Source organism: Neobacillus piezotolerans (genome assembly GCF_003362805.1).
Lineage (GTDB): Bacteria > Bacillota > Bacilli > Bacillales > Cytobacillaceae > Bacillus_D > Bacillus_D piezotolerans.
Window position 1 is genome coordinate 22,389 of record NZ_QNQT01000014.1, and the last position, 25,372, is coordinate 47,760.

Annotated in this window: 26 protein-coding genes, 1 pseudogene and 1 other annotated feature; of the genes and pseudogenes, 22 read left to right on the plus strand and 5 right to left on the minus strand. The window is 48.3% G+C overall.

What is annotated here, in order from left to right:
• Positions 1-46: 46 nt before the first annotated feature.
• Positions 47-127 (plus strand) — a sequence feature (ribosomal protein L21 leader region).
• A gap of 14 nt (positions 128-141) precedes the next feature.
• The 6 genes from rplU (at position 142) to thrR (ending at position 3,624) form a co-directional block, all read left to right on the plus strand.
• A complete protein-coding gene (rplU, locus tag DRW41_RS19970; RefSeq protein WP_059171275.1) occupies positions 142-450 on the plus strand; it encodes a 50S ribosomal protein L21 in 309 nt (102 codons plus the stop codon).
• Positions 451-461: 11 nt separating this feature from the next.
• Complete coding sequence (locus tag DRW41_RS19975; RefSeq protein WP_115453801.1) at positions 462-803, plus strand: ribosomal-processing cysteine protease Prp; 342 nt, start codon at positions 462-464, stop codon at positions 801-803.
• A complete protein-coding gene (rpmA, locus tag DRW41_RS19980; RefSeq protein ID WP_115453802.1) occupies positions 804-1,100 on the plus strand; it encodes a 50S ribosomal protein L27 in 297 nt (98 codons plus the stop codon).
• Positions 1,101-1,270: 170 nt separating this feature from the next.
• On the plus strand, positions 1,271-1,804 hold the full coding sequence (locus tag DRW41_RS19985) for a Spo0B C-terminal domain-containing protein (RefSeq protein WP_115453803.1): 534 nt from the start codon (positions 1,271-1,273) through the stop codon (positions 1,802-1,804).
• Between the two features lie 47 nt (positions 1,805-1,851).
• Complete coding sequence (gene obgE / locus DRW41_RS19990) at positions 1,852-3,144, plus strand: GTPase ObgE (protein WP_115453804.1); 1,293 nt, start codon at positions 1,852-1,854, stop codon at positions 3,142-3,144.
• A gap of 24 nt (positions 3,145-3,168) precedes the next feature.
• Positions 3,169-3,624 (plus strand): transcriptional regulator ThrR, encoded by a 456-nt coding sequence (gene thrR, locus DRW41_RS19995; protein ID WP_115453805.1) that lies wholly within the window; start codon positions 3,169-3,171, stop codon positions 3,622-3,624.
• Positions 3,625-3,904: 280 nt separating this feature from the next.
• On the opposite strand, the gene DRW41_RS20000 is transcribed toward thrR, so the two are convergent.
• On the minus strand, positions 3,905-4,447 hold the full coding sequence (locus tag DRW41_RS20000; RefSeq protein ID WP_115453806.1) for a transcription repressor NadR: 543 nt from the start codon (positions 4,445-4,447) through the stop codon (positions 3,905-3,907).
• Between the two features lie 187 nt (positions 4,448-4,634).
• Between DRW41_RS20000 and safA the strand changes: the two are divergent.
• From safA to DRW41_RS20020, 4 genes and pseudogenes are all read left to right on the plus strand, one after another.
• Positions 4,635-4,785, plus strand: a pseudogene (safA, locus tag DRW41_RS22720) (SafA/ExsA family spore coat assembly protein); the annotation flags it as partial.
• Positions 4,786-5,526: 741 nt separating this feature from the next.
• Complete coding sequence (locus DRW41_RS20010; protein ID WP_181884652.1) at positions 5,527-6,855, plus strand: polyadenylate binding domain-containing protein; 1,329 nt, start codon at positions 5,527-5,529, stop codon at positions 6,853-6,855.
• Positions 6,839-7,828: a phosphotransferase gene (locus tag DRW41_RS20015; RefSeq protein WP_115453808.1), complete on the plus strand. Its 990-nt coding sequence runs from the start codon at positions 6,839-6,841 to the stop codon at positions 7,826-7,828. Before DRW41_RS20010 ends, DRW41_RS20015 begins: the two co-directional genes overlap by 17 nt.
• A gap of 276 nt (positions 7,829-8,104) precedes the next feature.
• Positions 8,105-8,650, plus strand: a complete 546-nt coding sequence (locus DRW41_RS20020; protein WP_115453809.1) for a BofC C-terminal domain-containing protein — start codon at positions 8,105-8,107, stop codon at positions 8,648-8,650.
• A 95-nt stretch (positions 8,651-8,745) separates the two neighbouring features.
• Here DRW41_RS20020 and DRW41_RS20025 read toward each other — a convergent pair whose 3' ends face one another.
• The gene (locus tag DRW41_RS20025; protein ID WP_115453810.1) at positions 8,746-9,264 is read right to left on the minus strand and encodes an endonuclease; all 519 of its coding nucleotides are present in this window, start codon (positions 9,262-9,264) and stop codon (positions 8,746-8,748) included.
• A gap of 136 nt (positions 9,265-9,400) precedes the next feature.
• Between DRW41_RS20025 and ruvA the strand changes: the two genes are divergently transcribed.
• The 6 genes from ruvA to yajC all read left to right on the plus strand — a co-directional run bounded on the left by ruvA (position 9,401) and on the right by yajC (position 13,847).
• Positions 9,401-10,012, plus strand: coding sequence for a Holliday junction branch migration protein RuvA (gene ruvA / locus DRW41_RS20030; RefSeq protein ID WP_115453811.1), 612 nt, complete (start codon positions 9,401-9,403; stop codon positions 10,010-10,012).
• 10 nt (positions 10,013-10,022) lie between these two features.
• Positions 10,023-11,024, plus strand: a complete 1,002-nt coding sequence (gene ruvB / locus DRW41_RS20035; protein WP_115453812.1) for a Holliday junction branch migration DNA helicase RuvB — start codon at positions 10,023-10,025, stop codon at positions 11,022-11,024.
• Positions 11,021-11,227 carry a DUF2905 domain-containing protein gene (locus tag DRW41_RS20040; protein WP_115453813.1) on the plus strand — a complete coding sequence of 69 codons (207 nt, stop codon included), beginning with the start codon at positions 11,021-11,023 and terminating at the stop codon, positions 11,225-11,227. The genes ruvB and DRW41_RS20040 overlap by 4 nt, the downstream gene beginning before the upstream one ends.
• A 40-nt stretch (positions 11,228-11,267) precedes the next feature.
• A complete protein-coding gene (gene queA, locus DRW41_RS20045; RefSeq protein WP_115453814.1) occupies positions 11,268-12,296 on the plus strand; it encodes a tRNA preQ1(34) S-adenosylmethionine ribosyltransferase-isomerase QueA in 1,029 nt (342 codons plus the stop codon).
• Positions 12,297-12,392: 96 nt separating this feature from the next.
• Entirely contained in the window at positions 12,393-13,532 is a 1,140-nt protein-coding gene (gene tgt / locus DRW41_RS20050; RefSeq protein ID WP_115453815.1) for a tRNA guanosine(34) transglycosylase Tgt, read from the plus strand.
• Between the two features lie 30 nt (positions 13,533-13,562).
• Positions 13,563-13,847, plus strand: coding sequence for a preprotein translocase subunit YajC (gene yajC / locus DRW41_RS20055; protein WP_115453816.1), 285 nt, complete (start codon positions 13,563-13,565; stop codon positions 13,845-13,847).
• Between the two features lie 191 nt (positions 13,848-14,038).
• Here the strand turns inward: yajC and DRW41_RS20060 are convergent, their stop codons facing one another.
• The gene (locus tag DRW41_RS20060; RefSeq protein ID WP_115453817.1) at positions 14,039-14,434 is read right to left on the minus strand and encodes a TIGR04086 family membrane protein; all 396 of its coding nucleotides are present in this window, start codon (positions 14,432-14,434) and stop codon (positions 14,039-14,041) included.
• Between the two features lie 165 nt (positions 14,435-14,599).
• Here DRW41_RS20060 and DRW41_RS20065 point away from each other — a divergent pair, with 165 nt between their 5' ends.
• Entirely contained in the window at positions 14,600-15,265 is a 666-nt protein-coding gene (locus tag DRW41_RS20065) for a DUF421 domain-containing protein (RefSeq protein ID WP_115453818.1), read from the plus strand.
• A 52-nt stretch (positions 15,266-15,317) separates the two neighbouring features.
• On the opposite strand, the gene spoVB is transcribed toward DRW41_RS20065, so the two are convergent.
• On the minus strand, positions 15,318-16,877 hold the full coding sequence (gene spoVB / locus DRW41_RS20070; protein WP_115453819.1) for a stage V sporulation protein B: 1,560 nt from the start codon (positions 16,875-16,877) through the stop codon (positions 15,318-15,320).
• Positions 16,878-16,925: 48 nt separating this feature from the next.
• Between spoVB and DRW41_RS20075 the strand changes: the two genes are divergently transcribed.
• Both DRW41_RS20075 and secDF read left to right on the plus strand, forming a co-directional pair.
• A complete protein-coding gene (locus DRW41_RS20075; protein WP_342772007.1) occupies positions 16,926-17,291 on the plus strand; it encodes a post-transcriptional regulator in 366 nt (121 codons plus the stop codon).
• A gap of 191 nt (positions 17,292-17,482) precedes the next feature.
• Complete coding sequence (gene secDF / locus DRW41_RS20080; RefSeq protein ID WP_115453820.1) at positions 17,483-19,747, plus strand: protein translocase subunit SecDF; 2,265 nt, start codon at positions 17,483-17,485, stop codon at positions 19,745-19,747.
• Between the two features lie 34 nt (positions 19,748-19,781).
• On the opposite strand, the gene DRW41_RS23155 is transcribed toward secDF, so the two are convergent.
• Positions 19,782-19,919, minus strand: a complete 138-nt coding sequence (locus DRW41_RS23155; RefSeq protein WP_181884653.1) for a hypothetical protein — start codon at positions 19,917-19,919, stop codon at positions 19,782-19,784.
• Positions 19,920-20,013: 94 nt separating this feature from the next.
• Between DRW41_RS23155 and recJ the strand changes: the two genes are divergently transcribed.
• From recJ to DRW41_RS20095, 3 genes are all read left to right on the plus strand, one after another.
• A complete protein-coding gene (recJ, locus tag DRW41_RS20085) occupies positions 20,014-22,380 on the plus strand; it encodes a single-stranded-DNA-specific exonuclease RecJ (protein WP_115453821.1) in 2,367 nt (788 codons plus the stop codon).
• Entirely contained in the window at positions 22,371-22,883 is a 513-nt protein-coding gene (locus tag DRW41_RS20090) for an adenine phosphoribosyltransferase (protein ID WP_115453822.1), read from the plus strand. The genes recJ and DRW41_RS20090 overlap by 10 nt, the downstream gene beginning before the upstream one ends.
• Positions 22,884-23,166: 283 nt before the next feature.
• The gene (locus DRW41_RS20095; RefSeq protein ID WP_115453823.1) at positions 23,167-25,365 is read left to right on the plus strand and encodes a RelA/SpoT family protein; all 2,199 of its coding nucleotides are present in this window, start codon (positions 23,167-23,169) and stop codon (positions 25,363-25,365) included.
• Positions 25,366-25,372: the final 7 nt, after the last annotated feature.

Consider the following 25,372-nt stretch of genomic DNA (forward strand, 5'->3'; position numbering starts at 1 on the left):
TATCAGCCTAATTGTGATAGTATTTTCATGTTATGTTTGTAGCGCACCCGTGCTACAACCGCTCAGGAGCAGGCCTTAAGCTTTTGCCACGCGCAAAACGCCTGTGATGGCGAGTCTTAGACTATGAGGAGGTGCAAGTTCATGTACGCAATTATCGAAACTGGCGGTAAGCAAATCCGTGTAGAAGAAGGCCAAGCCATCTACATCGAAAAGCTGAACGCGGAAGCAGGCGAAACAGTTACTTTTGACAAAGTTCTTTTCGTAGGCGGAGAAAACGTGAAAGTTGGAAGCCCGGTTGTTGAAGGAGCTTCTGTAACAGCTACTGTTGAAAAGCAGGGCCGCGCGAAGAAAATCATTGTTTTCAAGTACAAGGCGAAGAAAAACTATCGCAAGAAGCAAGGTCATCGCCAGCCGTACACTAAAGTTGTCATCGGCAAAATCAACGCGTAAGGCGTGATTGGATGATTGATGCTGTAATTTACCGAAATGACTCTGGCTTGATTCAGTCGTTTTCAATTTCTGGGCATGCATTTTTTGCAAAACGGGGCAAGGACATTGTCTGTGCAGGCGTTTCCGCCATAGCCGTTGGGACAATTAATGCTATCCATGAAATTACAGGTGTTACTCCCGAAATAGAGAATGGTGAGGGGTTGCTCCGCTGCGTGATTCCGGGAAATCTTCCGGCACAGGAGCATGATAGAATCCAGATCCTTCTTGAAGGGATGTACTACTCATTGAAAACGATCGAGGAAGAGTACGGAAAGCACATACGGATTACCTTCAAAAACCAGGAGGTGGAATAAATGTTATTGAAATTGGATCTTCAATTGTTTGCTTCCAAAAAGGGAGTAGGTTCTACAAAGAACGGCCGTGACTCCATCTCTAAGCGCCTTGGCGCTAAGCGTGCGGATGGCCAGTTCGTCACAGGTGGATCAATCCTGTACCGCCAGCGCGGCACTAAGATCTATCCAGGTGAAAACGTAGGCCGCGGCGGAGACGACACTCTTTTCGCGAAAGTTGACGGCGTTGTGAAGTTCGAACGCATGGGACGCGACCGCAAAAAAGTAAGTGTTTATCCAGCAGCAGCTCAAGAAGCTTAAGTTTGAATTCTTAATGGAAACTCTAGCCTCCACGGCTGGAGTTTTCTTTTTTTCCTAAAAGGTAATAGTTGATACATAACAGGATTTTCCGGGATAGGCCATATTTGCATACGCGGAAATGTTTTTTTGTTATACTATGGGCAAACAGCAACGGGTACAAGGAGTAGTATATGGAGAAAAATTGGGATGTTGTCGAAGTCCTCAGGCATTCCCGCCATGATTGGCTTAATCGCCTGCAGCTTATAAAAGGGAATCTTGATTTGAACCGAGTAGACCGCGCCAAAGCCATTGTTGACCAAATTATCATCGAAACACAGCACGAGTCAAAACTATCTAATCTTAAAATGCCATTGTTCGCTGCACTATTGCTGACGGCGAACTGGGGAAAGCACCTTTTTCAGCTTGACTATGAGGTGCTTCACGAAACGGAAACAAAGCCTGTGAATGAAGGCGAAATCACAAATTGGACTTCCTCGTTTTTTTCAGTGTTGGACCGTTCCCTGGAAGCGTTCCAGGAAAACAGCCTCTCGGTCTGCATCGATCAGGTGAAGGATGGAATTCGTTTCTTTTTCGATTTTAGCGGAATAATAACAGAAACCATGCTGCTGAAAGAGTTTTTGGAGCATTCGGGAAAAACGGACGTTACAATCGGAAGTTTTTCGGACACGGAGCTTTCCGTAGAGGTGTTCATGCCGTTTCGCTGACGGAAAGGGAATGAAGATGTATTTGCAGCACGACGGGAGGAAATAAAATGTTTGTTGATCAGGTGAAAATATATGTAAAAGGCGGGGACGGAGGCGACGGGATGGTTGCCTTCCGCCGTGAAAAATATGTGCCGAAGGGCGGACCGGCCGGCGGGGACGGCGGCTCGGGCGCGAATGTCGTCTTTGAAGTGGAGGAAGGCCTCAGCACTTTGATGGACTTCCGCTATCAGCGACATTTTAAAGCGCCGCGCGGGGAACATGGCATGTCGAAGAACCAGCATGGAAAAAATGCGAAGGACATGGTCGTCAAAGTTCCTCCGGGCACAGTCGTTTACGACGAAGAAACGAATGAAATCATCGCCGACCTGGTCGAACACGGCCAGACCGCGGTTATCGCAAGGGGCGGCCGCGGCGGGCGCGGGAACTCCCGATTCGCGACGCCTGCCAATCCGGCGCCGGAGCTTTCCGAAAAAGGGGAGCCTGGCCAAGAGCGGAATGTCATCCTTGAACTGAAACTGCTTGCCGATGTTGGCCTTGTAGGCTTTCCGAGTGTTGGAAAATCAACGCTTCTGTCTGTCGTATCATCCGCGAAGCCGAAAATCGCCGAATATCATTTTACGACGATTGTTCCAAACCTGGGTGTCGTTGAAACGGAAGACGGCAGAAGCTTCGTCATGGCGGACCTTCCCGGCCTGATTGAGGGAGCCCACCAGGGAGTTGGGCTTGGCCATCAGTTCCTAAGGCATATCGAAAGGACAAGGGTCATTGTCCATGTTATTGATATGGCGGCGACAGAGGGGCGCGACCCGGTTGATGATTACCAAAAAATCAATGATGAATTGAAGCAATACAACCTAAGGCTGACGGAACGTCCGCAGATCATCGTCGCCAATAAAATGGACATGCCGGAAGCGGAGGAAAACCTGGAGAAGTTCAAGGATCAATTGAAGGAAGATTTCCCTGTTTTTCCGATTTCGGCTATCACCAGGCAAGGGCTTCGCGATTTGCTGTTCGCGATTGCGGATAAAATTGCCGAAACGCCGGAATTCCCGCTTTACGAAGAGGCGCTCGAGGATACGAGTGTCAACAGGGTTGTCTATAAGCATGAGAAGGAAGAACAGGAGTTTAAAATTACGAGGGACCCGGATGGCGCCTATGTCATTTCCGGCGACAGCGTAGAACGGCTCTTCAAGATGACCGATTTTTCCCGCGAGGAATCGGTTCGCCGTTTTGCCCGCCAGCTCCGCGGCATGGGAGTCGACCAGGCGCTGCGTGAAAGAGGAGCGAAGGACGGCGATACTGTCAGGCTGCTTGAGTTTGAATTTGAATTTGTTGAGTAATGTTCGGGCTGAAGAGGTGGCGCAATGAAAACAAACCGTTTTGATAAGAAATTTTACCTGGTCAGGGAAGATGTCCTGCCTGATGTTATGAAAAAGACAATGGAAGCAAAGGAACTTCTGGATAGGGGAAAGGCGGAATCGGTCGGCGAAGCAGCCGCCATCGTCGATTTGAGCAGGAGCGCGTTTTACAAGTACCGCGATACAGTTTTTCCTTTCTCCTCGATTGTCAAGGAAAGGCTAATTACACTTTTCTTTCATCTTGAGGACCGCTCGGGCGCCCTTTCGCGCCTGCTTTCGCTTGTGGCCGAGGCTGGCTGCAATGTTTTGACAATCCATCAGACGATTCCTCTTCAAGGCATGGCGAATGTTACCATCTCGTTGAATATTTCGCAAATCCAGGGTGAGATAGAAAATCTGCTCGAAAAACTCAGGAGCCTCGATTATGTTGAAAAGGTAGAAGTCGTCGGAACGGGAGCATAGCCCCTGTTTATTTGGAAAGGCGCTCGGCAATTTTTTGTCGCGCGCCTTTTTGTTGTTCTGGGAACCACCAGCGTGCCGTTCCTTGCCTCCAGCGTCAATCAAGATATTAGGGCTGGGCGTTGGAAGGTCATGTGTCTAAAGTTGCCCAATGTTTGGACAGCAAAGTGAATTTTCAAGGGATGTCTGTCCAAAGTTGCCCTGCGTTTGGACAGCAAAGTGACTAATATCAACCAGACCAAAACAAAAATCCCCATGCACACGCATGGGGATTAATACGACATCAGCTTATTTCAAACAGGTAACCGGCTTTTTGGAGGGCGGCCTCCGCCTTTTTAAGCGCCTGCTCAGACGGGGCCGACAAGGTGTGAAGATGATACCCGCCAGTCAATTCAGACAAAAAAGCCGCTTTCGTTTTCCGGATTTTTTCTATAAACTGCTTTACCTCCTGGCGGTTCGAGACCATGATCGATGCGGTCAAGTCCCCGTAAACCGGATGCTCGATTTTTACATCTTTGACGGTAACGCCTTCATCCACGACCAACAGCAATTCTTCCTCCGTCTTGCCGGGGGGATGAAAGCATGCAACCGTTTTTTCGAAGACCGGAGAGTGCGCTGAGTGCCTTAAATACAGGTAACCCTGGCTTGTCGCGATAATTGGTTCATTTTTTGCCTTCAAAAGGGTGATGTCGCCAACGATAATCTGCCTGCTGACCTTGGCGGCTGACGCCAGCTCGCTTCCTGTGATTGGCGCGTTGCTATTTTTCAAAAGGGAAAGCAGCATTTGCCTCCGCTCCTCCCCGAGGAGTTTCTTTTCCTCTCCCATATGTACCACTCCAGTAACTGTTTATTTCGCTTCCATTATATTATCACATTTACGGGCCGGACAGCGACAGCACAGGGCATCCCGTCATAAACGATGAGCCCATGGCATAACTTTTTATGTAGATTGTTAGCAATTTGCCCACACGCACATACACTATATGGACTTATGCCATAGGAGGGAAATCAGAGTGAAAATCCATATCGTACAGAAAGGGGATACTCTTTGGAAGATCGCCAAGAAGTACGGCGTGAATTTTGAAGAGCTGAAGAAACTAAATTCACAGCTCAGCAATCCTGATATGATTATGCCCGGTATGAAAATAAAAGTTCCGTCAGGGGGAGGCACGGTAAAGAAGGAATCATCCCCTGGGGGCGCCGCCATTCATCTCGGCGTAAAAAAGGAAGTGCCAGTCGCTGAGCACCCGTTCGCCAATCTGAAAGCGCCGCAGCCGGAAGAATCGCCCGATGTTCCGGTGCCGGTACAGCCAATCGCAAAGGAAGCACCCGTTGTCCCCTACACCCCGAAAATGCCCCAGCAGACCATCCAGGAAGTAGATATAGAAAACTATCTAATAAACATTGCTGCCCCGAAAAAAGAGGTTCCAATTAAAAAGGAAGCACCAATTAAAGCGGTTCCGATTAAAAAGGAAATGCCGATTAAAGAAGTTCCGATTAAAAAGGAAATGCCGATTAAAGAAGTTCCGATTAAAAAGGANAATCAAAGAGGTTCCGATTAAAAAGGAAGTTCCGATTCAGCCAAAAAAGGAAATCCCGCTTCCTCCAAAAAAGGAAGTTCCAATCAAAGCGGTAAAGGAGCAACCGGTCCTTCCGATAAAAGAAGTTCCAGCACCACCGCCTGTACAGCCAAAGGTTGAAATACCGATCAAGACTCCATTGCCCGTACCAGCGCCGGCCATGCCTGTTTACCAGGAACAGCCACTAATGTACGAGGAATATTGTTTTCCGGTAACACCGGTGATGCCTGGCGTTTGTTATCCATGCCCTGTGCCATGTCCGCCAATGCCTGAAGCCATTTTACCAGAGGCTGTTTGCCCGCCTTATCCTGTAGTTCAGGGCGCAATGTATGATCCGTGTTATCCCGGTCCACAGGTGCAAGGGGTAATGCAGGTTGACCCTTGCTATCCTCAGCCAGTGGTCCAGGGCTCCATGTATGAGGGGCAGCCGTTCATGATGGGAAATGAACCGCCGATGGTGGCAGGTACAATGTATACGCACCAGTATGAGTCGGAATCTTCATCCTCATCTTCCATGCCGTTGCTTAACCAGATGGCCCACGGGCAGCAGCCGTATGGGCAGTTCGCAGGATTTGGAGGACAGCCATATAGCCATGGCAATCCAGACGGGTTCATGCAATCGCCTTATCCGGGCCAGCCAATGTATGCCGATCCGCCGCCAGCAGGCCAGCAGTTGTATATGCAGCCAAATCCCGCTGAAATGCCGCAGACTGCTTACGGACAGCAAATACCTGGCTTTATGGGCCAGCAGCTTCCTTATGCACAGCATGTGCCGGGGGCAGGATATATAGAAGATGAATCTCCTATTGGCTATGGCGTAAATCCATACCAGCAGTCGCCTTACGGTGCACAGATGCCATACGGGCCAACAGTTCCTTCCGCGGGCCAACAATTCCCAGTAGGGGGAGTCCAGCCGATGTACGGCGAGCAGGTTCCGATGGGCGGACAAATGCCAGTCGGCCAGCAGTTCCCGATGACCGAGGGCCAGCCGATATACGGCGAGCAGGTTCCAATGGGAGGACGGATGCCATACGGCCAGCAGTTCCCAATGTACGGTGGGCAGATTCCAATGGGGGGGCAAATGCCATACGGTCAGCAATTCCCAATGTACGGCGGGCAGCCAATGTACGGCGGTCAGGTTCCGATGGAAGGCCAAATGCCATACGGCCAGCAGATGCCAATGGGAGGCCAAATGCCATACGGCCAGCAGATGCCAATGGGAGGCCAAATGCCATACGGCCAGCAGATGCCAATGGGAGGCCAAATGCCATACGGCCAGCAAATGCCAATGGGCGGCCAGCCCATGTTTGGCCAGCCTTACCCCGGAAGCGGCCAGCAAATGCCGATGATGGGGCAATTTGGTCAAGGCATGCAACCCTTTGGAGGCCAGCAGCTTCCGACCCTAGGGGGCCAGATGCCATATGGCGAACAACAGATGGGAACACAACTGCCAGGCCAGGCTGGTACGCAAACCGGCCAACCGCAGCAAAGGGAACTGGACATGCGGGAAGTGCCTGAAAGGGAAATGGATCCGTCCATTCCAAGGATTTTCGCACCGCCGCTTCCATTTGCACAGCGGCCGTTCATGCACCCATATGGAATAGGCCCATCCAGGCCCGGCCAATTCGGATTCGCCGATGAAAGCCAGGATTAGGGGGAGAGGGCCGCAGGGAGACGATGAGTTAACAAATCGTCTCCTCTCTTATTTAAAAAAGTATTTTCCTGGAAATGTCCGCGAAATCATTCAACTTCGGCCCACCGTCTATTATGTACGGACCTCGGCGGGAGAGTTTATTATAAAAGGCTACTCCTCTTTCAATCGCTTAATCCTCCAGGAGAATTTTACAGAGCTTCTAAAAACCCATGGCTTCCGGGACACGTATTCGTATTTGCGTCCCTGCAGGAAAGAGCCTTTTTATGCAAATGGATTGTATTTTGGTTTTATCGAGTACATTCCTCCTCATTTTAAACAATTTACATTTCAAACGGAGTCTGACCGCGCGGAGGGCTTAAAAGTCCTCAAGAAATTTCATCATGTTACTGAAAAGATAGCCGGTGCCTACAACCTCTCAATTCCTTTTGCGAATCAAATCGGAAAATGGGAAGAACGGTTCGCCCGGTTTTCCGCCAACTCGCATGTTATTTCATCTATTCTCGGCGCGGAAATCTATGATGAAATACTTGGCTGGGCGGACTGGGGACTTAACGGGATGAAAAGGCGGGAAGCAATTTTTTCCAAGGGGACGCAGGCAATCCTCCACGGTGATGTCGCCCACCATAATTTTTTGAGGTCACGGAATGGCAGGGTGAATCTTATTGATTTTGACCTTATTTCTATTGGCCCTCCCGTCCTCGATTATCTTCAGTATGCCAACAGGATCCTCCCTTTCATGGGATGGTCGTTCGGTGCGCTTTCAGAATGCGATGGAATCAAAGATTTTTTGAATGAGGTAGCCTTTTTGCATGCCCTTGTTTATCCGACGGATATTTTACGGGAATGGAACAGGATCCTGAAAGGGGGAAGTTTACTGGATGGGATGAAAGCGGAACCGGTAAAGGAGATGACGATGCACCGGTATTCCGCCAGGAGGAAATTTATAAAGTCCATTCAAGCAATGGTAAAATAACCATAAATCAAATTTACGCGGCAAGGCTCGAGGCTTTGCCCCGTTTTAAAATATGAACCATGTGAAAAAAGAGGACAGGCTGAAACGCTAATAGAGTCTTTTGGAATCGTTTTTCTGCTTCTTTCCCTTTTTTAGAAGCCTGTTCGCCAAAGGGTCTTGCGGAGGCAGAATCAAAGATTGATGATATTACTTTTTGAAAGGATAATCAGCCGAAACCGGGAAATGCTAAAAAAGAATTACCACACAAAGGTTTAAGACCAGGAAGAGGTGGGCGAAATGAAGCGAAAATCAGCATTAGCGGCGGCTGTATTCTTCATCGTTCTGTTTGGAGGGCTCATTTGCCCGGAAAGTATAACATTTGCGGCGGATGGAATGCCCAATAAGCACGCAGTCGGCCGGCAGGAACCTCTTCGCTTAAAGGTTACCCTAGAAAAAGTGTATGTCGACATGGAAATCAGCCAGGAGCAGCTTATTGAAACGGCCTCATCCTGGGAGGAATTCTGGACAAAGTATGAAGGCTGGACAGCAATTGATATCGGCAGCGATTCCGTTGTGCTGAGGAGGCAGGTTGAGGATATTTCCCCTTTGCTGAAGGCGAACGGCTATTTCGGGCTGAACGGGGAAGGGGTATTGGCCATCTTCAATGGCAAGCCGCCCTATTCGCAAATCATCCAGTCCTTTTTCCAAATTGATGTCGGGAAGCTTGAAAGCAGAAAACAAGCGGAACTTCGAAAGGGAATCCCGATAAAGACCAAGGATAGATATGTGGAAGTTCTCGAGAGCTTCAAGCCCTATTCCACGAGTGAAACCAGGCATGAATAACTGGGGATGGACAATTGGTGGAGTAAAAAAAGCGGCTAATAGATAAAAAAGGACCAGGCTGAAATTCGGCCCGGTCCTTCTGTTTTTGTAAAAAATTATTGCTCAACGCTTGTGACAACATACTGGCCATCTTTCAATTCAACGGAGTATGTTGCGCCCTTATCTGTTTTAATCGTACCTTTGTCAGCGTCGCCTTCAATTGTAACATCCTTCTGCGTTGTGCCCGCAATAGGATTCGTAAAGAATGGGTCGGCTTTTACGATGATTTGACCTTCAGGAGTCTTTTCCCCTGTGGAATAGTGCTCTGAAATTTGTTTCGCGACATCTTCACTGTAGTACTTTGTCAAGAATGTTTCGGCAGCCGCTTCGTCAGCAAAAGTAGCGTTTAGAAGTGGAGTTCCGTCTTCAGCCGCGTCATGCGCATAAACAGTATCAACCTTGTTTTCTGCCATACGGACTGCATTGTACATTTTTGTTTTAGCCTGGTCAGTAAGCTCGGACTTGTTTTCTTCTTTATTTTTATCCTCTGCACCTTTCGAGCTATCCTTGTCGGAACAGCCGACAACCGCGAAAGCCAGAGTGAAAACAGTCAGCAAAGCTAATAATTTTTTCATTTGCTAATAACCCCCAATCTGAAAATTAAAACCTTTCTTATTATAGGGAAATAATGATTGTGAAGCAACCATTTTGTTCAGGTTCCTTAAAATAGTATGGTAGAATGGAGTACAGCAAGAAAGAGGAGAGAGAGCAGTGTTTGATTTTATCAGTGGGAAGGTGGACTACGTATTTCCTGAATACATAGTCATTGAAAATTCGGGTATTGGCTGGCAAATTGCCACTCCGAACCCATTTGCTTACGCGGGGAAGACTGGAACTGTGGTCACTGTTTACGTTTATCATTATGTGCGCCAGGATGTAATGGGCTTATTTGGGTTTTCATCACGGGAGGAAAAAACCCTTTTCACCAAACTTTTAAGCGTTTCGGGCATCGGGCCCAAAGGCGCGCTTGCCATCCTGGCGTTCGGGGAACCTGTGCAGGTTGTCCAGGCGATCGAGAATGAGGATGAAGCCTTCCTCGTCAAATTTCCGGGAGTGGGGAAAAAGACAGCACGCCAAATGATTCTTGATCTAAAAGGAAAACTTCAACATATTACTCCAAACCTGTTCCCGGACCTGTTCAACCCCGAAGCAGGGCAGCCTGTTCCAGGCACCGGCTCATGGGAGTTCGAGGAAGCGGTTCTCGCGCTTAAGGCGCTTGGCTACTCAGACCGGGAAATTAATAAAATTTCGCCTGAATTAAAGAAAGAGAATCTTTCAACGGACCAATACATTAAAAAAGCGCTGCAAAGGCTTTTAAAGTAGGGTGATCGAGATGGATGAAAGAGTTGTTTCAAGTGAAGCCGATCAGCAGGACGCCGTATTTGAAACAAGCCTGAGGCCCCAAACATTGTCACAGTATATCGGGCAGGATAAGGTCAAGGCCAATCTGGAAGTATTCATTCGCGCGGCGCGGATGCGGGGGGAAACGCTTGACCATGTCCTCCTGTACGGGCCTCCGGGGCTTGGTAAGACAACCCTGGCTGCGATTATTGCCAATGAAATGGGGGTAAAGCTTAGAACAACCTCAGGCCCGGCAATTGAGCGCCCTGGCGACCTCGCAGCCATCCTGACGGCGCTTGAACCCGGCGACGTCCTGTTCATTGATGAGATTCACAGGCTGCCAAGGGCGATTGAAGAAGTCCTTTATCCGGCAATGGAAGACTTTTGCCTGGACATCGTCATTGGAAAAGGCCCTGAAGCGCGGTCGATCCGCCTTGACCTGCCTCCATTCACGCTTGTAGGCGCCACCACGAAGGCGGGCTCGATTTCCGCTCCACTGAGGGACCGATTTGGAGTTTTGGCTCGGCTCGAGTATTATAGGGAAGAACAGCTGAAAGAAATAGTGGAACGGACTGCTGAAATCCTGAATACCGATATCTCGGGTCAGGCAGCAACCGAAATTGCCAGGAGGTCCCGCGGGACGCCCAGGATTGCCAACAGGCTGCTCCGCCGTGTACGTGATTTTGCCCAGGTAAGGGGAAACGGGGACATTGACCTTCCTATGGCTGTTGAGGCGCTCGAGCTGCTCCAGGTGGACAGGCTTGGCCTTGACCACATCGATCATAAGCTTTTAACCGGAATCATTGAAAAATTCCGGGGCGGTCCGGTCGGGCTCGATACGATTGCCGCGACGATTGGTGAGGAGTCCGATACGATTGAAGATGTTTATGAACCTTACCTTCTGCAAATCGGGTTTTTACAGAGGACGCCAAGAGGCAGGGTCGTCACTGATTTGGTTTATCGCCATTTCCATATGGAGGTGCCAAAAAAATGACCGGATTATCAAAAATGCTGATGGTGATCGGTGCGGTTATTTTTATGATTGGCCTTTTGATGCCGATTTTGAAGCTTGGCCGTCTGCCGGGTGATATTTTGATTAAAAAAGGGAATACTACCTTTTATTTCCCGGTTGTCACGTCCATTGTGCTGAGCATTGTTCTATCGCTCATTTTCTATATTGCGGGCAGGTTCAGGTAAACAGACCTGCCCTTCATTTTAAGACGTTAGGGTGTAACGAATGAAAGTTGATATATTTGATTTTCACCTGCCCGAGGAGCTTATCGCGCAAACGCCTCTTGAAAGCAGGTCCGACAGCAGGCTTATGGTGCTTGATAAAGTAACAGGCGCCATAAAACATGAAATCTTCAAAAACATTAAAGGCTATTTTCAAAAAGGGGACTGCCTAGTCCTTAACGATACAAAAGTGCTGCCGGCGAGGCTGTACGGCGCGAAAAAAGATACCGGTGCCAAGATTGAAATCCTTCTTTTGAAACAGCTGGACGGTGATAAATGGGAAACGCTGGCCAAGCCTGCAAAAAGAATCAAGGTCGGAACCGAAATCGACTTTGGGGATGGTCTGCTGACCGCGGTATGCACCGGGGAGGCGGAACATGGCGGCAGGTTACTTGAATTCAAGTATAACGGGATATTTTATGAGCTGCTCGAACAGCTAGGTGAAATGCCGCTTCCTCCATATATCAAAGAACAGCTTGAGGATAGGGACCGCTACCAGACCGTTTTCGCGAAGGAGCGCGGTTCAGCGGCGGCGCCGACGGCAGGGCTCCATTTCACCGAGGAACTCCTTGATGAAATCAGGGAAATTGGCGTGAATATCGCATTTATCACACTTCACGTTGGTCTTGGGACATTCAGGCCTGTCAGTGTGGACGATGTCCAGGAACACGACATGCATTCGGAGTTTTACATCGTATCCGAAGGCACAGCAAAGCTCCTGAATGAAACGAGGCGAAATGGCGGCAGGATTATAACGGTCGGAACCACCTCCACACGGACTCTTGAAACGGTGGCATCCGAACACAATGGGCAGTTTGCGGCATCGAGCGGCTGGACGAGCATTTTTATCTACCCGGGCTACGAGTTCAAGGCAATTGATGGAATGATCACAAACTTCCATTTGCCGAAATCGACACTTATTATGCTTGTCAGCGCACTTGCCGGAAGGGAAAATGTCCTCCATGCCTATGAGACGGCTGTCAGGGAGCGTTACCGGTTCTTCAGTTTTGGCGACGCCATGCTGATTTTATAAACATTTTTGCCCAGGGGTTTGCCGTTTTCCAGTCCATCCGGCATGTCATGTGCCAAAAGACTGCGTAGGGATTTCCCCAAGGAAGGAGATTTTGCTTTGGCTGCAATTACATATGAATTAATAAAAACATGCAAACAGACCGGTGCGAGGCTAGGTAGGGTCCATACTCCGCACGGCAGCTTCGAGACCCCTGTCTTTATGCCGGTTGGTACATTGGCGACGGTGAAAACGATGTCTCCCGAGGAATTGAAGGAAATGGGAGCGAAAATCATCCTTAGCAATACGTACCATCTATGGCTCCGGCCGGGCCATGAGATTGTCCGTGAAGCGGGAGGCCTCCATAATTTCATGAACTGGGACAGGGCGATCCTGACTGACTCCGGAGGATTCCAGGTGTTCTCATTAAGCGAATTCCGGAAGATCGAGGAGGAGGGAGTCCATTTCAGGAATCATCTGAATGGGGATAAACTGTTCTTGTCTCCGGAAAAGGCGATGGAAATCCAGAACGCCCTTGGGTCGGATATCATGATGGCCTTTGATGAATGCCCGCCGTTCCCTGCAACCCATGAATATATGAAAAAGTCGGTGGAGCGAACGTCACGATGGGCCGAGCGCTGCTTGAATGCGCATCAGCGGCCAGAAGACCAGGGGTTGTTCGGAATCGTCCAGGGCGGCGAATTCGAAGATCTGCGTAAACAAAGCGCCAGCGACCTGGTAAGCCTTGATTTCCCTGGGTACGCGATTGGCGGACTATCGGTCGGGGAACCGAAGGATGTCATGAATCGTGTCCTGGAATTTACAACCCCGCTTCTCCCGTCCAATAAACCAAGGTATCTGATGGGGGTAGGTTCGCCTGATTCCCTGATTGACGGGGCAATCCGGGGCGTGGATATGTTTGACTGCGTACTTCCGACACGGATCGCCAGGAACGGAACGCTTATGACAAGCAATGGAAGGCTCGTCGTCAAGAATGCGAAATATGCCCGTGATTTTGGGCCTATTGATGAGAACTGCAGCTGCTATACATGCCGGAATTACAGCAGGGCCTACATTCGCCATTTGATTAGATGTGACGAAACATTCGGAATTCGGCTTACATCTTATCATAATCTACATTTTCTGATAGAATTGATGGAGCAAGTCAGACAGGCAATCAGGGAAGACCGTCTGGGGGACTTCAGGGAAGAATATTTTGAGCGTTATGGCTTCAATAAGCCGGATGCGAAAAATTTCTAAATAGATGTCATCGAAAGGAGGGAAACACACATGGCAGGAGGAGGATTACTTGGTACAGTAGGACCGTTAATATTAATGTTTGTCCTATTTTACTTTCTCTTGATTCGTCCGCAGCAAAAGCGCCAAAAGGCAGTCCAGCAAATGCAAAGCGAACTCAAAAAAGGTGACCGCGTTGTAACAATCGGGGGCCTGCACGGGTTTGTTGATTCATTGGATGAGGACAAGGTCGTCATTCGCTGTGGAGATGGAAGCAGACTTACATATGATCGTTCGGCAATCCGTGATGTTCACGCTTCTGAAACAGCAAACAGCTAATAGAAAAGCGGAAGCTCCCGTTTAGCGCCGTATGGACTCGAGGGCCCCGATGTTGACTTATCGTAGCGAGGGGACCGAAGCACACTAGGTGCTGGGCGCAGGAGCTGGACAAACACATACAAAAAGGCATTCCTTCGTAACAAGGAATGCCTTTTGTGTCTTTTAGAAACCGTTATTCATAGCCTCTTAAATCAGGAAGCCGTCCTTTTCGGCGAAGAAATGTTCACCCCGAGGATTCCGCCCATCATCGCGATGAGGATATAACAAATATGATAAACGATTTGTTGCCCGTCAAATAGTCTGTCATACCCCAAGTACTGAAACAAAAATACAATCAGCGAATAAATCAGGCCGGTCATGCCGCCCAGGAGCCATCCCCTTTCGCCAACTTTACCGCCCGCGAGGAATCCCCCGCCAAACAGGCCAATAAACGACATAGCTGTAATGATATACTCGAGCGACAACTCACGAACAGAAGTAAATCTTAAAATTAACGAAAAAATAAGCGAACTGATCAACGCGAACACAAAAATGAAGATCAGTCCAAATACGATTCCTCTCCCAACGCCCCTGTTCTCGATTTTCATCCTCCCCTTTCGCCCCAGCCGCCATGGGCCAAGTCTTTGCCTAGTACAAGCATATTCACAAAGAAAAAAATTAGAATTCGAATTTGTCGGTAGTGGAAAAAAATACCGTACTTTTTTTGGCTTTTGTGAAAAGAATAAGGGTATCGAGAACCAGGAGGCGTCTATATGGCTCATCATTGGGAGATTCTGTTCCGGACTGTCCTTTTATATCTCCTTATCATTGTTACATTCCGATTAATGGGGAAAAGGGAAGTAGGGGAGCTTAGCGTCATTGATCTGGTCGTGACCATCATGTTAGCTGAAATCGCTTCAATGGCAATTGAAAATACGGATGACCATCTCATCCATTCCCTTATTCCGATTTTTGCAATTGTTATCCTGCAAATCCTCTTTTCCTTTATTTCACTAAAAAGCAAAAGATTCAGGGATTTGCTTGATGGAAGGCCATCGATCATCATTAATAGGGGTACCATTGATGAAAAGACGATGAAAAAACAACGCTATAATTTCGACGACTTGCTTGTCCAGCTGAGGGAAAAGAACATCCGGAATATTTCCGATGTTGAATTCGCTATTCTCGAGTCTTCAGGTAAGCTTTCCGTTTTTAAAAAGGAGCCCCAAAAGAAAAAAAAGAAGTCTTCCCAAGGGGACATCACAATGCCGCTTATTATCGACGGGGTTATCCAGGAAGAAAACCTCCGCAGGATCAACAAGACAAGCTTTTGGCTCCGGCAAGAATTAAAGAAGCAGGGAGCATCCGAAATAAAGAAGATTTCATTCTGCAGTTATGACCAGGGAGAATTTTATATCGACAAAAAGGATGAAAGCTAAAAGGCTGGCGTCAGGAAACAAAACTGGCTGCCAGCCTTTTTTATTTTCCCCTCTAAAATGACAGTCTGGAAAGGAACGGGCCGATGTACGGAATCCGTTTCAGTTCGGCCGGGCGGATCAGTTTCAGGAAAAGGACGAGGATTATGTAAATCACGGCCATACTGGCTGACGAAAGTAATACCCGGTACAATATCGATGTGCCTCCTATGAGATTTACATAAATGAAATAGCCTGCATATCCTGAAATGCCAATCGCGAGAAAAGCTTTCAAATAGTCCAGTACGTAAAAAGAGAATGAAATCTTTTTTAAAACCGTCGCGAAATGCAGCAGAGTGACGAGTACGAAGCCGGTGATGATCCCCAGCGCGGCGCCTTTTATCCCAAAAGATGGCTGGGATGCCAGGACAAAAATGACAGCTGTTTTGACGACAGCGCCTATCAGGCTATTGATCATCGCCGCTTTCGCAAGGTTTAACGCCTGCAGCGCGGCCTGAAGAGGACCTTGATAATAGTAGAATAAAAAGAACGGCGCCATTAGCCTGATGAACTGCGCGCCATTTTCTGAACCGTACATAAGGACCATAAGCGGCTCAGCCAAAACATAGAGCATCGCCACAGAGATGCCGCCGGTCAGAAATGCGAACCGGAGGGACTGCTGGAGCCTGTATTCAATCAATTTTCCGTCATTCTTTGAGTTGGCCTCGCTAATCGCCGGGACAAGCGATGTCGCGAGGGAATACGTGATAAAAGATGGCAGAAGGAGCAATGGCATGGCAAAGCCGGTGAGCGCGCCATACTGCTTTGTCGCGACCGCGGCAGCAATGCCGGCAAGCCCAAGGCTGTGCGAGACGACGATGGGTTCAAAAAACCAGGAGATCGACCCGATTAGCCTGCTGCCGGTAGTCGGGACGGCAACATTCATAAGTTCCCTGAATGGCTGCCTCCCAGAACGGACAAATTTGAAAAAGTCTGTTCTAAGACGGAATTTTTTCTTCAGTTTGAAAGCCGCCATTAAATAGCATAAAGATACTATCTCGCCAATCACCGCAGAAAGCATCGCACCCGCGGCGGCGTATTCAATTCCATACGGAAGAAACGCCTTTGTCATGACCGCTATAAGCACTATTCTAAAAAATTGCTCAAGAATTTGCGAATAAGCGGCAGGCTTCATGTTTTGCCGCCCCTGAAAATAGCCGCGCAAAACCGATGAAACCGCAATGACCGGCACGACGGGGGCAATAGCAATTAGTGGGTAGAATGTCCTGTTGTCCGTGAACAGCGTCTCGGCAAGCCAGGGCGCCAGCAAGATAAGGGCGGGAGTGAAAATCGCCGATAGCGTAAGGGTGGTTGCCAGGGAGACTACTAGTATCTTTTTTATTTTCGCATATTCTCCCCGCGCTTCGGCTTCGGCAATATTTTTTGAGATTGCGACGGGAAGGCCGAACTGGGTGATGGTGATGACCAGGACAAGGGATGGATAGGCCATCATATACAGCCCGACTCCTTCCTCGCCGATGAAGCGGGCAATCGCGATCCTGTTTATGAAGCCAAGCACCCTCGTTATAAAGCCTGCCAAGAGCAGGATTGCTGTCCCTTTTAAAAACTTCGACATTCGTTTCCCACCTTCTCAAAATAGTGGATTTCATATACAATTAACTATATGCAGCGAGATGGACAAGAAGACACGCCGATGGATGAAAAAGAAGACAAACAGCCGCAGGAGGGCCAAATGGAAAACGGGCATGTTTATGATCATTACCGGGGAACACTAGCTCCTGTCCTTGAAAGCAAGCTGGATGAATTCCGGCTGCTTGGGAACGATTCAATCAGCGCGGAGGAGCTTTGGAGGTATCTCGTCAAGAAAAAGTGGAAAAAGGACAAAGGGGAAAAGCTGTTCCACCAGATTGTCCAGGATATCCTAACCGTAAAAATGAGTGATTTCATCAGCTTCGCTACGATGGAAACGTATAAAGAATCGCCCTTTTCCCTTGATAATGAAGAAGAGTGGAAAGAGCTGCTGAAATAGCCGTGATGGCGGCTCCGCCAAAATCGCGGAGTCCTCTGCATTTTTTGGAGGCAAGGCAGCTACAGACGCTGATTTTTAGCGAGTTTTCCAATTTTAGCAAATTGACAGGCTTTTGCCGATAATTCATAATGAGAATATTGGTTAAAAGTAGCAAATGGCACTGTGCATGGAATTGAAGGAGGAACTACTGAATGGTTAAGCGCAACAGGATTGTGGCATTTATCCTTATCATCGCCCTTGTTGGAAGTCTGATAGGCGCCACATCACTAAACATCTTGAAAGATATAAAACTCGGCCTCGATTTGCAGGGCGGATTCGAAATCCTTTACCAGGTCAAGCCTGCCAAGAAGGGGCAGAAGATTGACAAAAAGGCTCTCGCTGATACAGCGGAAGCTCTGGACAGGCGTGTCAACGCGCTTGGCGTGAGCGAGCCGAACATCCAAATCGAAGGTACAGACAGGATCAGGGTCCAGCTTGCAGGTGTTACAGACCAGGCAAAGGCCCGTGAAATCCTGTCGACAGAAGCTAACCTGACATTCCGGGATGCAGATGACAAAATAATGATGGACGGTTCCGACCTTGCGGAGGGCGGCGCCAAGCAGACATTTGATGAAAACGGGAAGCCAAGCGTTTCCCTGAAGCTAAAAAGCGCGGACAAATTCCGGAAAGTAACAGAGGAAATTGTCAATAAGGCGCCAGATAACTATCTCGTCATCTGGCTTGATTTTGAAGAAGGAAAGGACTCCTTCAAGGAAGAAGTGAGGAAGCAGGATCCGAAATTCATTTCGGCCCCTGCAGTTTCGAACATCTTTAACCAAAATACCGTTTCTATCGTCGGCCAGTTCACGCCTGAAGAAGCAAACACATTGGCTAGCCTTCTGAACGCGGGCGCGCTTCCTGTAAAACTGGACGAAATTTATTCGACATCGGTTGGCGCCAAATTCGGTGAGCAGGCAATGGATAAAACGGTATTCGCAGGTATTATCGGCATTTTGGCAATCTTCCTGTTTATGATCGCGTACTACCGTTTCCCAGGATTCATCGCGACCATTACACTAACGGTCTATATGTATTTGACTGTTCTTGTCTTTGATTGGCTGAATGTCGTCCTGACGCTTCCTGGTATCGCAGCCCTCATCCTGGGCGTCGGGATGGCGGTTGACGCGAACATCATCACCTATGAACGGATCAAGGAAGAAATCAAGGTCGGAAAATCAATCAAGGCCGCATTCAAGGCCGGAAATGAAAACTCCTTCTCGGCGATTACCGACGCTAACCTGACGACTCTCCTTGCAGCTGCAGTTCTGTTCTTCTATGGGACAAGCTCGGTAAAAGGATTTGCGACAGGCTTGATCATTGGTATTCTTGGAAGCTTCTTCACAAACGTGTATTTGTCAAGATGGCTGCTTGGCCTATGGGTCAACAGCGGCTTCCTGAATAAGAAACCGGGCTGGTTCGGCGTGAAAAAGAGCGAAATTTACAGCCTTGACCAAAATGTTGATACACTTGAGCTTCCAACGAAATTCGACCGTTTCGATTTCGTTAAAAACAGGAGGGTCTTTTTCATCGCCTCCAGTGCCCTTACAATTATCGGGATTATCATCCTTCTCATCTTTAGGCTTAACCTTGGCATCGATTTTACGAGCGGGACAAGGGTTGATATTCTTTCAGCCAAACCGCTAACAACTGAAAAAGTGGCTTCAGAGCTTAAAAAGGCCGGCTTTGAAACCGATGATATTGTTATTTCCGGTGATAAGAAAAATATTGGTGTAGCACGGTTCAAGAAGGACTTCACAAAAGATGAGGTTACCAAGCTGAAAACGGAAATGCATAAAGTGTTCGGCGAAGACCCGACTGTAAACAGCGTTTCCCCGACTGTCGGCAAGGAGCTGGCGAAAAATGCCATGAAAGCCCTGTTGATTGCTTGCTTGGGTCTGATTCTGTTTGTTGCCTTCCGTTTCGAACTGCCGATGGGTGTTTCGGCGATTATCGGGCTACTGTTTGCAGCATTCTTTATCTTCCCGCTGTTCAGCATCATCCGCTGGGAAGTGGATATTACGTTTATCGCAGCGGTCCTTACGGTTGTTGGTTATGCCATCAACGATACCATCGTTACCTTTGACCGAATGCGCGAAAATATGCAGAAACGGCGCCGCCTGAAAACATCCCAGGAAATTACCGACGTCGTCAATACGAGCATCAGGCAGACGCTTGGCCGTTCCGTCAACACGGTTCTCATGGTCGCTCTATCCGTTGTGGCGCTTCTGATTTTCGGAAGCGAATCAATCCGGAGCTTCTCCCTCGCCTTGCTTGTCGGTTTGATTGTCGGTACGTATTCATCGATTTTCATTGCGGCCCAAATTTGGGTAGAGTGGAAAAACAGAGAACTAAAGAAAAAAGGCGTCCTGATCACATACAAGGAAAAGAAAAAATATTCCGATCAGCCGCAAGTATAATATCAGTTAAGCCGCAGGGGAACCTGCGGCTTTTTCATCCGGATTTATTGATGGTGGCGTACGAAAATCCGGTTTGGTTGTCAGAATCAACCGGGATATGTGACAGCAAATGGCGATGATTTGTAATCTTAAAAAACTCGCGAACCAGCAGCCAGACTTGTTCATTTATCAACCTTCATCCCGCTAATATGGTTGAGGCTGCCTCCTTTTCTGGTTGTTTAGATTTTGGCAGTCCTGTATAATAGAAAAGTTGAGGGGTGAACGATTTGCTGAATTCAAAAACTAGATGGATTGTCCGCGAATCCAACGAAAGCATTGCAACTAAATTGGCGGCGGAATTAAATATTTCTCACCTTGTTTCCTCAATGCTTGTTAACCGGGGGCTGGATACTGTTGAAGCTGCGCGGCCTTTTTTATTTGACGGGGAAAAATTCCATGACCCGTTCCTGCTAAAAGGAATGGATGTGGCAGTTTCCCGGATCAGAAGGGCGATTGATAGCCAGGAGCCGGTTTTAATATATGGCGATTATGATGCCGATGGGGTAAGCAGCACTACGGTTTTAATGACTGCGCTAAAAGAATTGGGCGCGAACGCAGATTATTACATACCAGACAGGTTTACGGAAGGCTACGGCCCGAATGAGGCAGCCTTCAGGAAAGCGGCTGAAAATGGTTTTAAACTGATCATTACTGTGGATACCGGCATATCCGGCGTCCATGAAGCCGATGTTGCGAGGGAACTGGGCGTCGATTTGATTATTACTGACCATCACGAGCCGGGGCCGGTCCTTCCAGATGCGCTTGCCATTATCCATCCAAAACTGCCCGACAGCGTTTACCCGTTCAGGGACCTTGCTGGAGTCGGGGTCGCTTTCAAGCTAGCCCATGCCCTGTACGGAGAGGCGCCGGACCATATACTAGAAATCGCGGCAATCGGTACGATCGCGGATCTTGTTTCTCTCAAAGGAGAAAACAGGCTGATTGCAAAAGCCGGGATTGAAAGACTGAAAGTGACCCGAAATATTGGGATAAAGGCTATTTTCAAGTGCGCCGGAGTTGAACCGTCCACAATTAACGAAGAAACAATCGGCTTTTCACTTGCCCCGAGAATTAATGCTGTCGGCAGGCTTGAGCATGCGAGCATGGCCGTTAAACTGCTTTTGACAGACGACAAAACGGAAGCGATTATGCTTGCTCAGGAAATGGACAGCCTGAACAGGGAACGGCAGGCAATTGTCCAGGAAATCACTGAAGAAGCAATCAAACAGGTTGAAGAACAATTCCCGCCTGATACGAATAAAGTCCTTGTTGTCGGCAAAGAAGGCTGGAACGCCGGAGTCATTGGAATTGTCGCATCAAGGCTTGTTGAGAAGTATTACAGGCCAGTCATTGTCCTCAGTTTGGACAACGGAAAAGGCCTAGCGAAAGGTTCTGCCAGGAGCATCCCAGGCTTTGACCTGTTCAAAAACCTATCTGAATGCAGGGATATCCTCCCGCATTTCGGCGGACATCCTATGGCCGCGGGGATGACATTGGAGCTGGATGATGTGGGTGATTTACGCATAAGGCTGAACGAACTGGCGGCGCGTCAAATGACCGACGAAGACTTTGTTCCGGTGCTCCAGCTGGACGCCGAAATATCAATATCGGAAGTGAATCTTGGCGTTCTTGAAGAACTTCTAATGCTCGCTCCTTTCGGGATAGATAACCCGAAACCAAGGATATCGATTGAAGATGCCGCGATTTCTTCGCTTCGGAGGATTGGCAGCGACAGCACCCATTTGAAACTGACGCTATCGAATGGGGAATCAACGCTAGATGGCATCGGGTTTGGTCTCGGACCTTTGGCGGACCATATTTCCCCTTCTTCAAAAATTGCCGTGGCGGGGGAGCTGTCCATAAATGAATGGAACAATATCCGAAAGCCCCAGCTTATGCTGCAGGATCTCGCCATCCGGAATTGGCAGCTGTTTGATTTCAGAGGGGCAAGGACGATTGCAGCTCTTAAAGGAAAACTTCCTGCTGGTAAGAAGACGTTCATAGTTTTTAACGAGGCGAATCTTATGGAGGCCGAAAAGCAGTGTGAAGGTAACGATATTGTCCACATAGTGACTTTTGAAGATGCGCGTGCGGCCAGAATAGATGGGGCTTCCATCGTCCTTGTTGATTTGCCGCCTTCCAGGGAAATCATCAATGAGCTCTTGAAAGGTAAATCGCCTGCGCGAATCTATGCGGTATTTTACCAGGAAACGAGTGATTTTTTCAGTACAATGCCAAGCAGGGAGCATTTCAAGTGGTACTACGCTTTCCTTCTGAAAAATTCACCGTTCGATATCTCTCGCTACGGCAGCCAGCTTGCGAGGAAAAAGGGCTGGACAAAAGAGACGATCGATTTTATGTCCGAGGTGTTTTTTGAGCTGGAGTTTGTTACAATAAACAATGGATTCATTTCCATTTTAAAACCAACATCAAAGCGCGATCTGACCGAGTCGGTTGCGTATCAAACCAAGCATGCACATTTCGCTCTTGAAAGGGATTTGCTCTACTCATCCTATGAGCAGCTAAGGAGCTGGTTCTCCGATATCCTGAAGGAGCCTGTTGAAAATGAGGAGGCACTAAAAGAATGGATTTAAAACAATTTGTCACCATCGTACCAGACTGGCCAAAACCTGGCATAAACTTTAAGGACATCACCACCCTCATGGATAATGGGGAAGCTTATAAATATGCGACAGACCAGATCGTTGAATATGCGCGTGAAAAGGAAATCGACCTTATTGTCGGACCGGAAGCCCGGGGATTTATCATCGGATGCCCGGTAGCCTATTCGCTTGGAGTCGGTTTCGCGCCTGTAAGGAAAGAAGGCAAGCTTCCGCGCGAGACAATCAAGGTGAGCTACGGCCTTGAATATGGGAAGGACGTTCTGACAATCCACAAAGATGCCATCAAACCAGGGCAGCGCGTCCTGATTACAGACGACCTTCTTGCCACCGGAGGTACGATCGAAGCGACGATCAAGCTGGTCGAGGAACTTGGCGGCGTCGTTGCCGGCATCGCATTCCTAATTGAATTGAGCTATCTGGATGGCCGCGAAAAGCTTAAAGGATACGATATTTTGACTTTGATGAAATACTAGGAAAGGGAGCACTCAAACGGGTGCTCTCTTGATTTTATTGACTTGTGTGGAAGATAAACCCATTCGCTCTTCTGGTGGAGGGCCACTTTAAGCCGGGGTTTTCCGGTAAATTATTGCCATAAAGGAAAAATCCCGCGCAATCCCTTTACATCTCTGTGTTTTTTCTCGATAATAGTAACAATCATTATAATTTTTTCATAGAACTGATGCAAAGGCCGCCTCAAGGCATGAGAGCGATTTTTGCAAAAGAAAATCTTTTTCATTACGAAACAAAGGTGATTTCATGGCGAACGATCAGGTGCTAACCGCCGAGCAAGTCATCGACAAGACGAAGGCCTATTTGAACGAGGAGCATGTCGCGCTTGTAAGCAAAGCGTATGAATATGCCGCTTGGGCCCATCGTGACCAGTTCCGGAAATCCGGGGAACCGTACATAATCCATCCGATTCAGGTGGCGGGCATTCTTGCCGATCTTGAGATGGATCCCGCGACGGTTGCCGCAGGTTTCCTGCATGATGTCGTGGAAGATACGGCCGTATCGCTTAAGGACATCGAAACTGAGTTTAACGATGAAGTGGCTATGCTTGTTGATGGCGTGACGAAGCTGGGAAAAATTAAATATAAATCGCATGAGGAACAGCAGGCGGAGAACCATCGGAAAATGTTTGTTGCGATGGCCCAGGATATCAGGGTCATTTTAATAAAGCTGGCGGACCGCCTCCACAACATGAGGACGCTGAAGCATCTTCCTTTTGAAAAGCAGCAGCGGATAGCCAATGAAACATTGGAAATCTTCGCTCCGCTCGCCCACAGGCTCGGTATTTCGAAAATCAAGTGGGAGCTTGAAGACACCGCGCTCAGGTACCTGAATCCGCAGCAATATTACCGGATTGTCAACCTGATGAAGAAAAAGCGCGCCGAGCGGGAGCAGTATCTTGATGAGGTCATCGAGGAAGTAAAGGAGCGGGTCAGGGAAGTTTCCATCAAGGCGGAAATTTCGGGGCGCCCGAAGCATATTTACAGCATTTATCGCAAGATGGTCCTGCAGAACAAGCAGTTCAGTGAAATTTATGATTTGCTCGCTGTACGGATTGTCGTCAATAGCATTAAGGACTGCTATGCGGTGCTTGGGATCATCCATACGTGCTGGAAGCCAATGCCCGGCAGGTTCAAAGACTATATCGCTATGCCGAAGCCGAATATGTACCAGTCCCTTCACACTACAGTCATTGGCCCGAAAGGCGACCCTCTTGAAGTCCAGATCAGGACGACAGAGATGCACCGGATTGCCGAGTTCGGGATTGCCGCCCACTGGGCATACAAGGAAGGAAAGAACATCAATGAAAGTTCATCCTTTGACCAAAAGCTGACATGGTTCAGGAACATCCTTGAGTTCCAAAATGATACGGCCAATGCCGAAGAGTTTATGGAGTCGCTTAAAATCGACCTATTTTCCGATATGGTATTCATTTTTACTCCAAAAGGGGATGTAATTGAACTTCCAGCCGGATCGGTGCCGATCGATTTTGCCTACCGGATTCACTCCGAAATCGGGAACAAAACGATTGGCGCGAAGGTTAACGGGAAAATGGTCACACTTGATTACAAGCTGAAGACCGGGGATATAATTGAAATTTTAACATCCAAACATTCCTACGGCCCTAGCCAGGACTGGCTCAAGCTAGCCCAGACTTCCCAGGCGAAAAATAAAATCCGCCAATTTTTCAAAAAGCAGCGGCGTGATGAAAATATCGACAAAGGGCGGGAATTGGTCGAAAAAGAAATACGCTCGATGAATTTCGATTTGAAAGAAATTCTGACAACGGAAAATATCAAGAAGGTTGCCGAAAAATTCAACTTCATGAATGAAGAGGATATGTTCGCTGCCGTCGGTTACAACGGCGTAACCGCCCTTCAGGTCGCGAACAGGCTGACGGAAAAATGGCGGAAAAAGCGCGACCAGGAGCAGGAAGCGACGATTGCAACCGCGCTGACCGATTTGAAGACCCCGCCTCAGGTTGTCAAAAAGCGTGATTCCGGGGTAAGAGTTGCCGGAATCGACAACTTGCTTATCAGGTTGTCGAAATGCTGCAATCCTGTACCGGGTGATGAAATTATCGGGTTTATCACCAAAGGACGCGGAGTTTCTGTCCATAGGGCAGATTGCCCGAATATCGATACGGCTGAAGACCAGTCAAGGCTGATTCCGGTAGAATGGGAGTCTTCATTCAACGATCGGAAAGAATACAATGTCGAAATTGAAATCTCCGGGTATGACCGCCGCGGGCTTCTGAATGAAGTTCTTCAGGCTGTAAATGAGACGAAGACAGACATTACAGCAGTATCGGGAAGGTCCGACCGGAATAAAATGGCGACGATACTAATGACAATTGCGATCCATAATGTGGCCCATTTGCAGAAGGTCGTCGACAGGATCAAACAAATACCGGATATTTATTCGGTCCGCAGGATTATGAACTAAGGAGTTT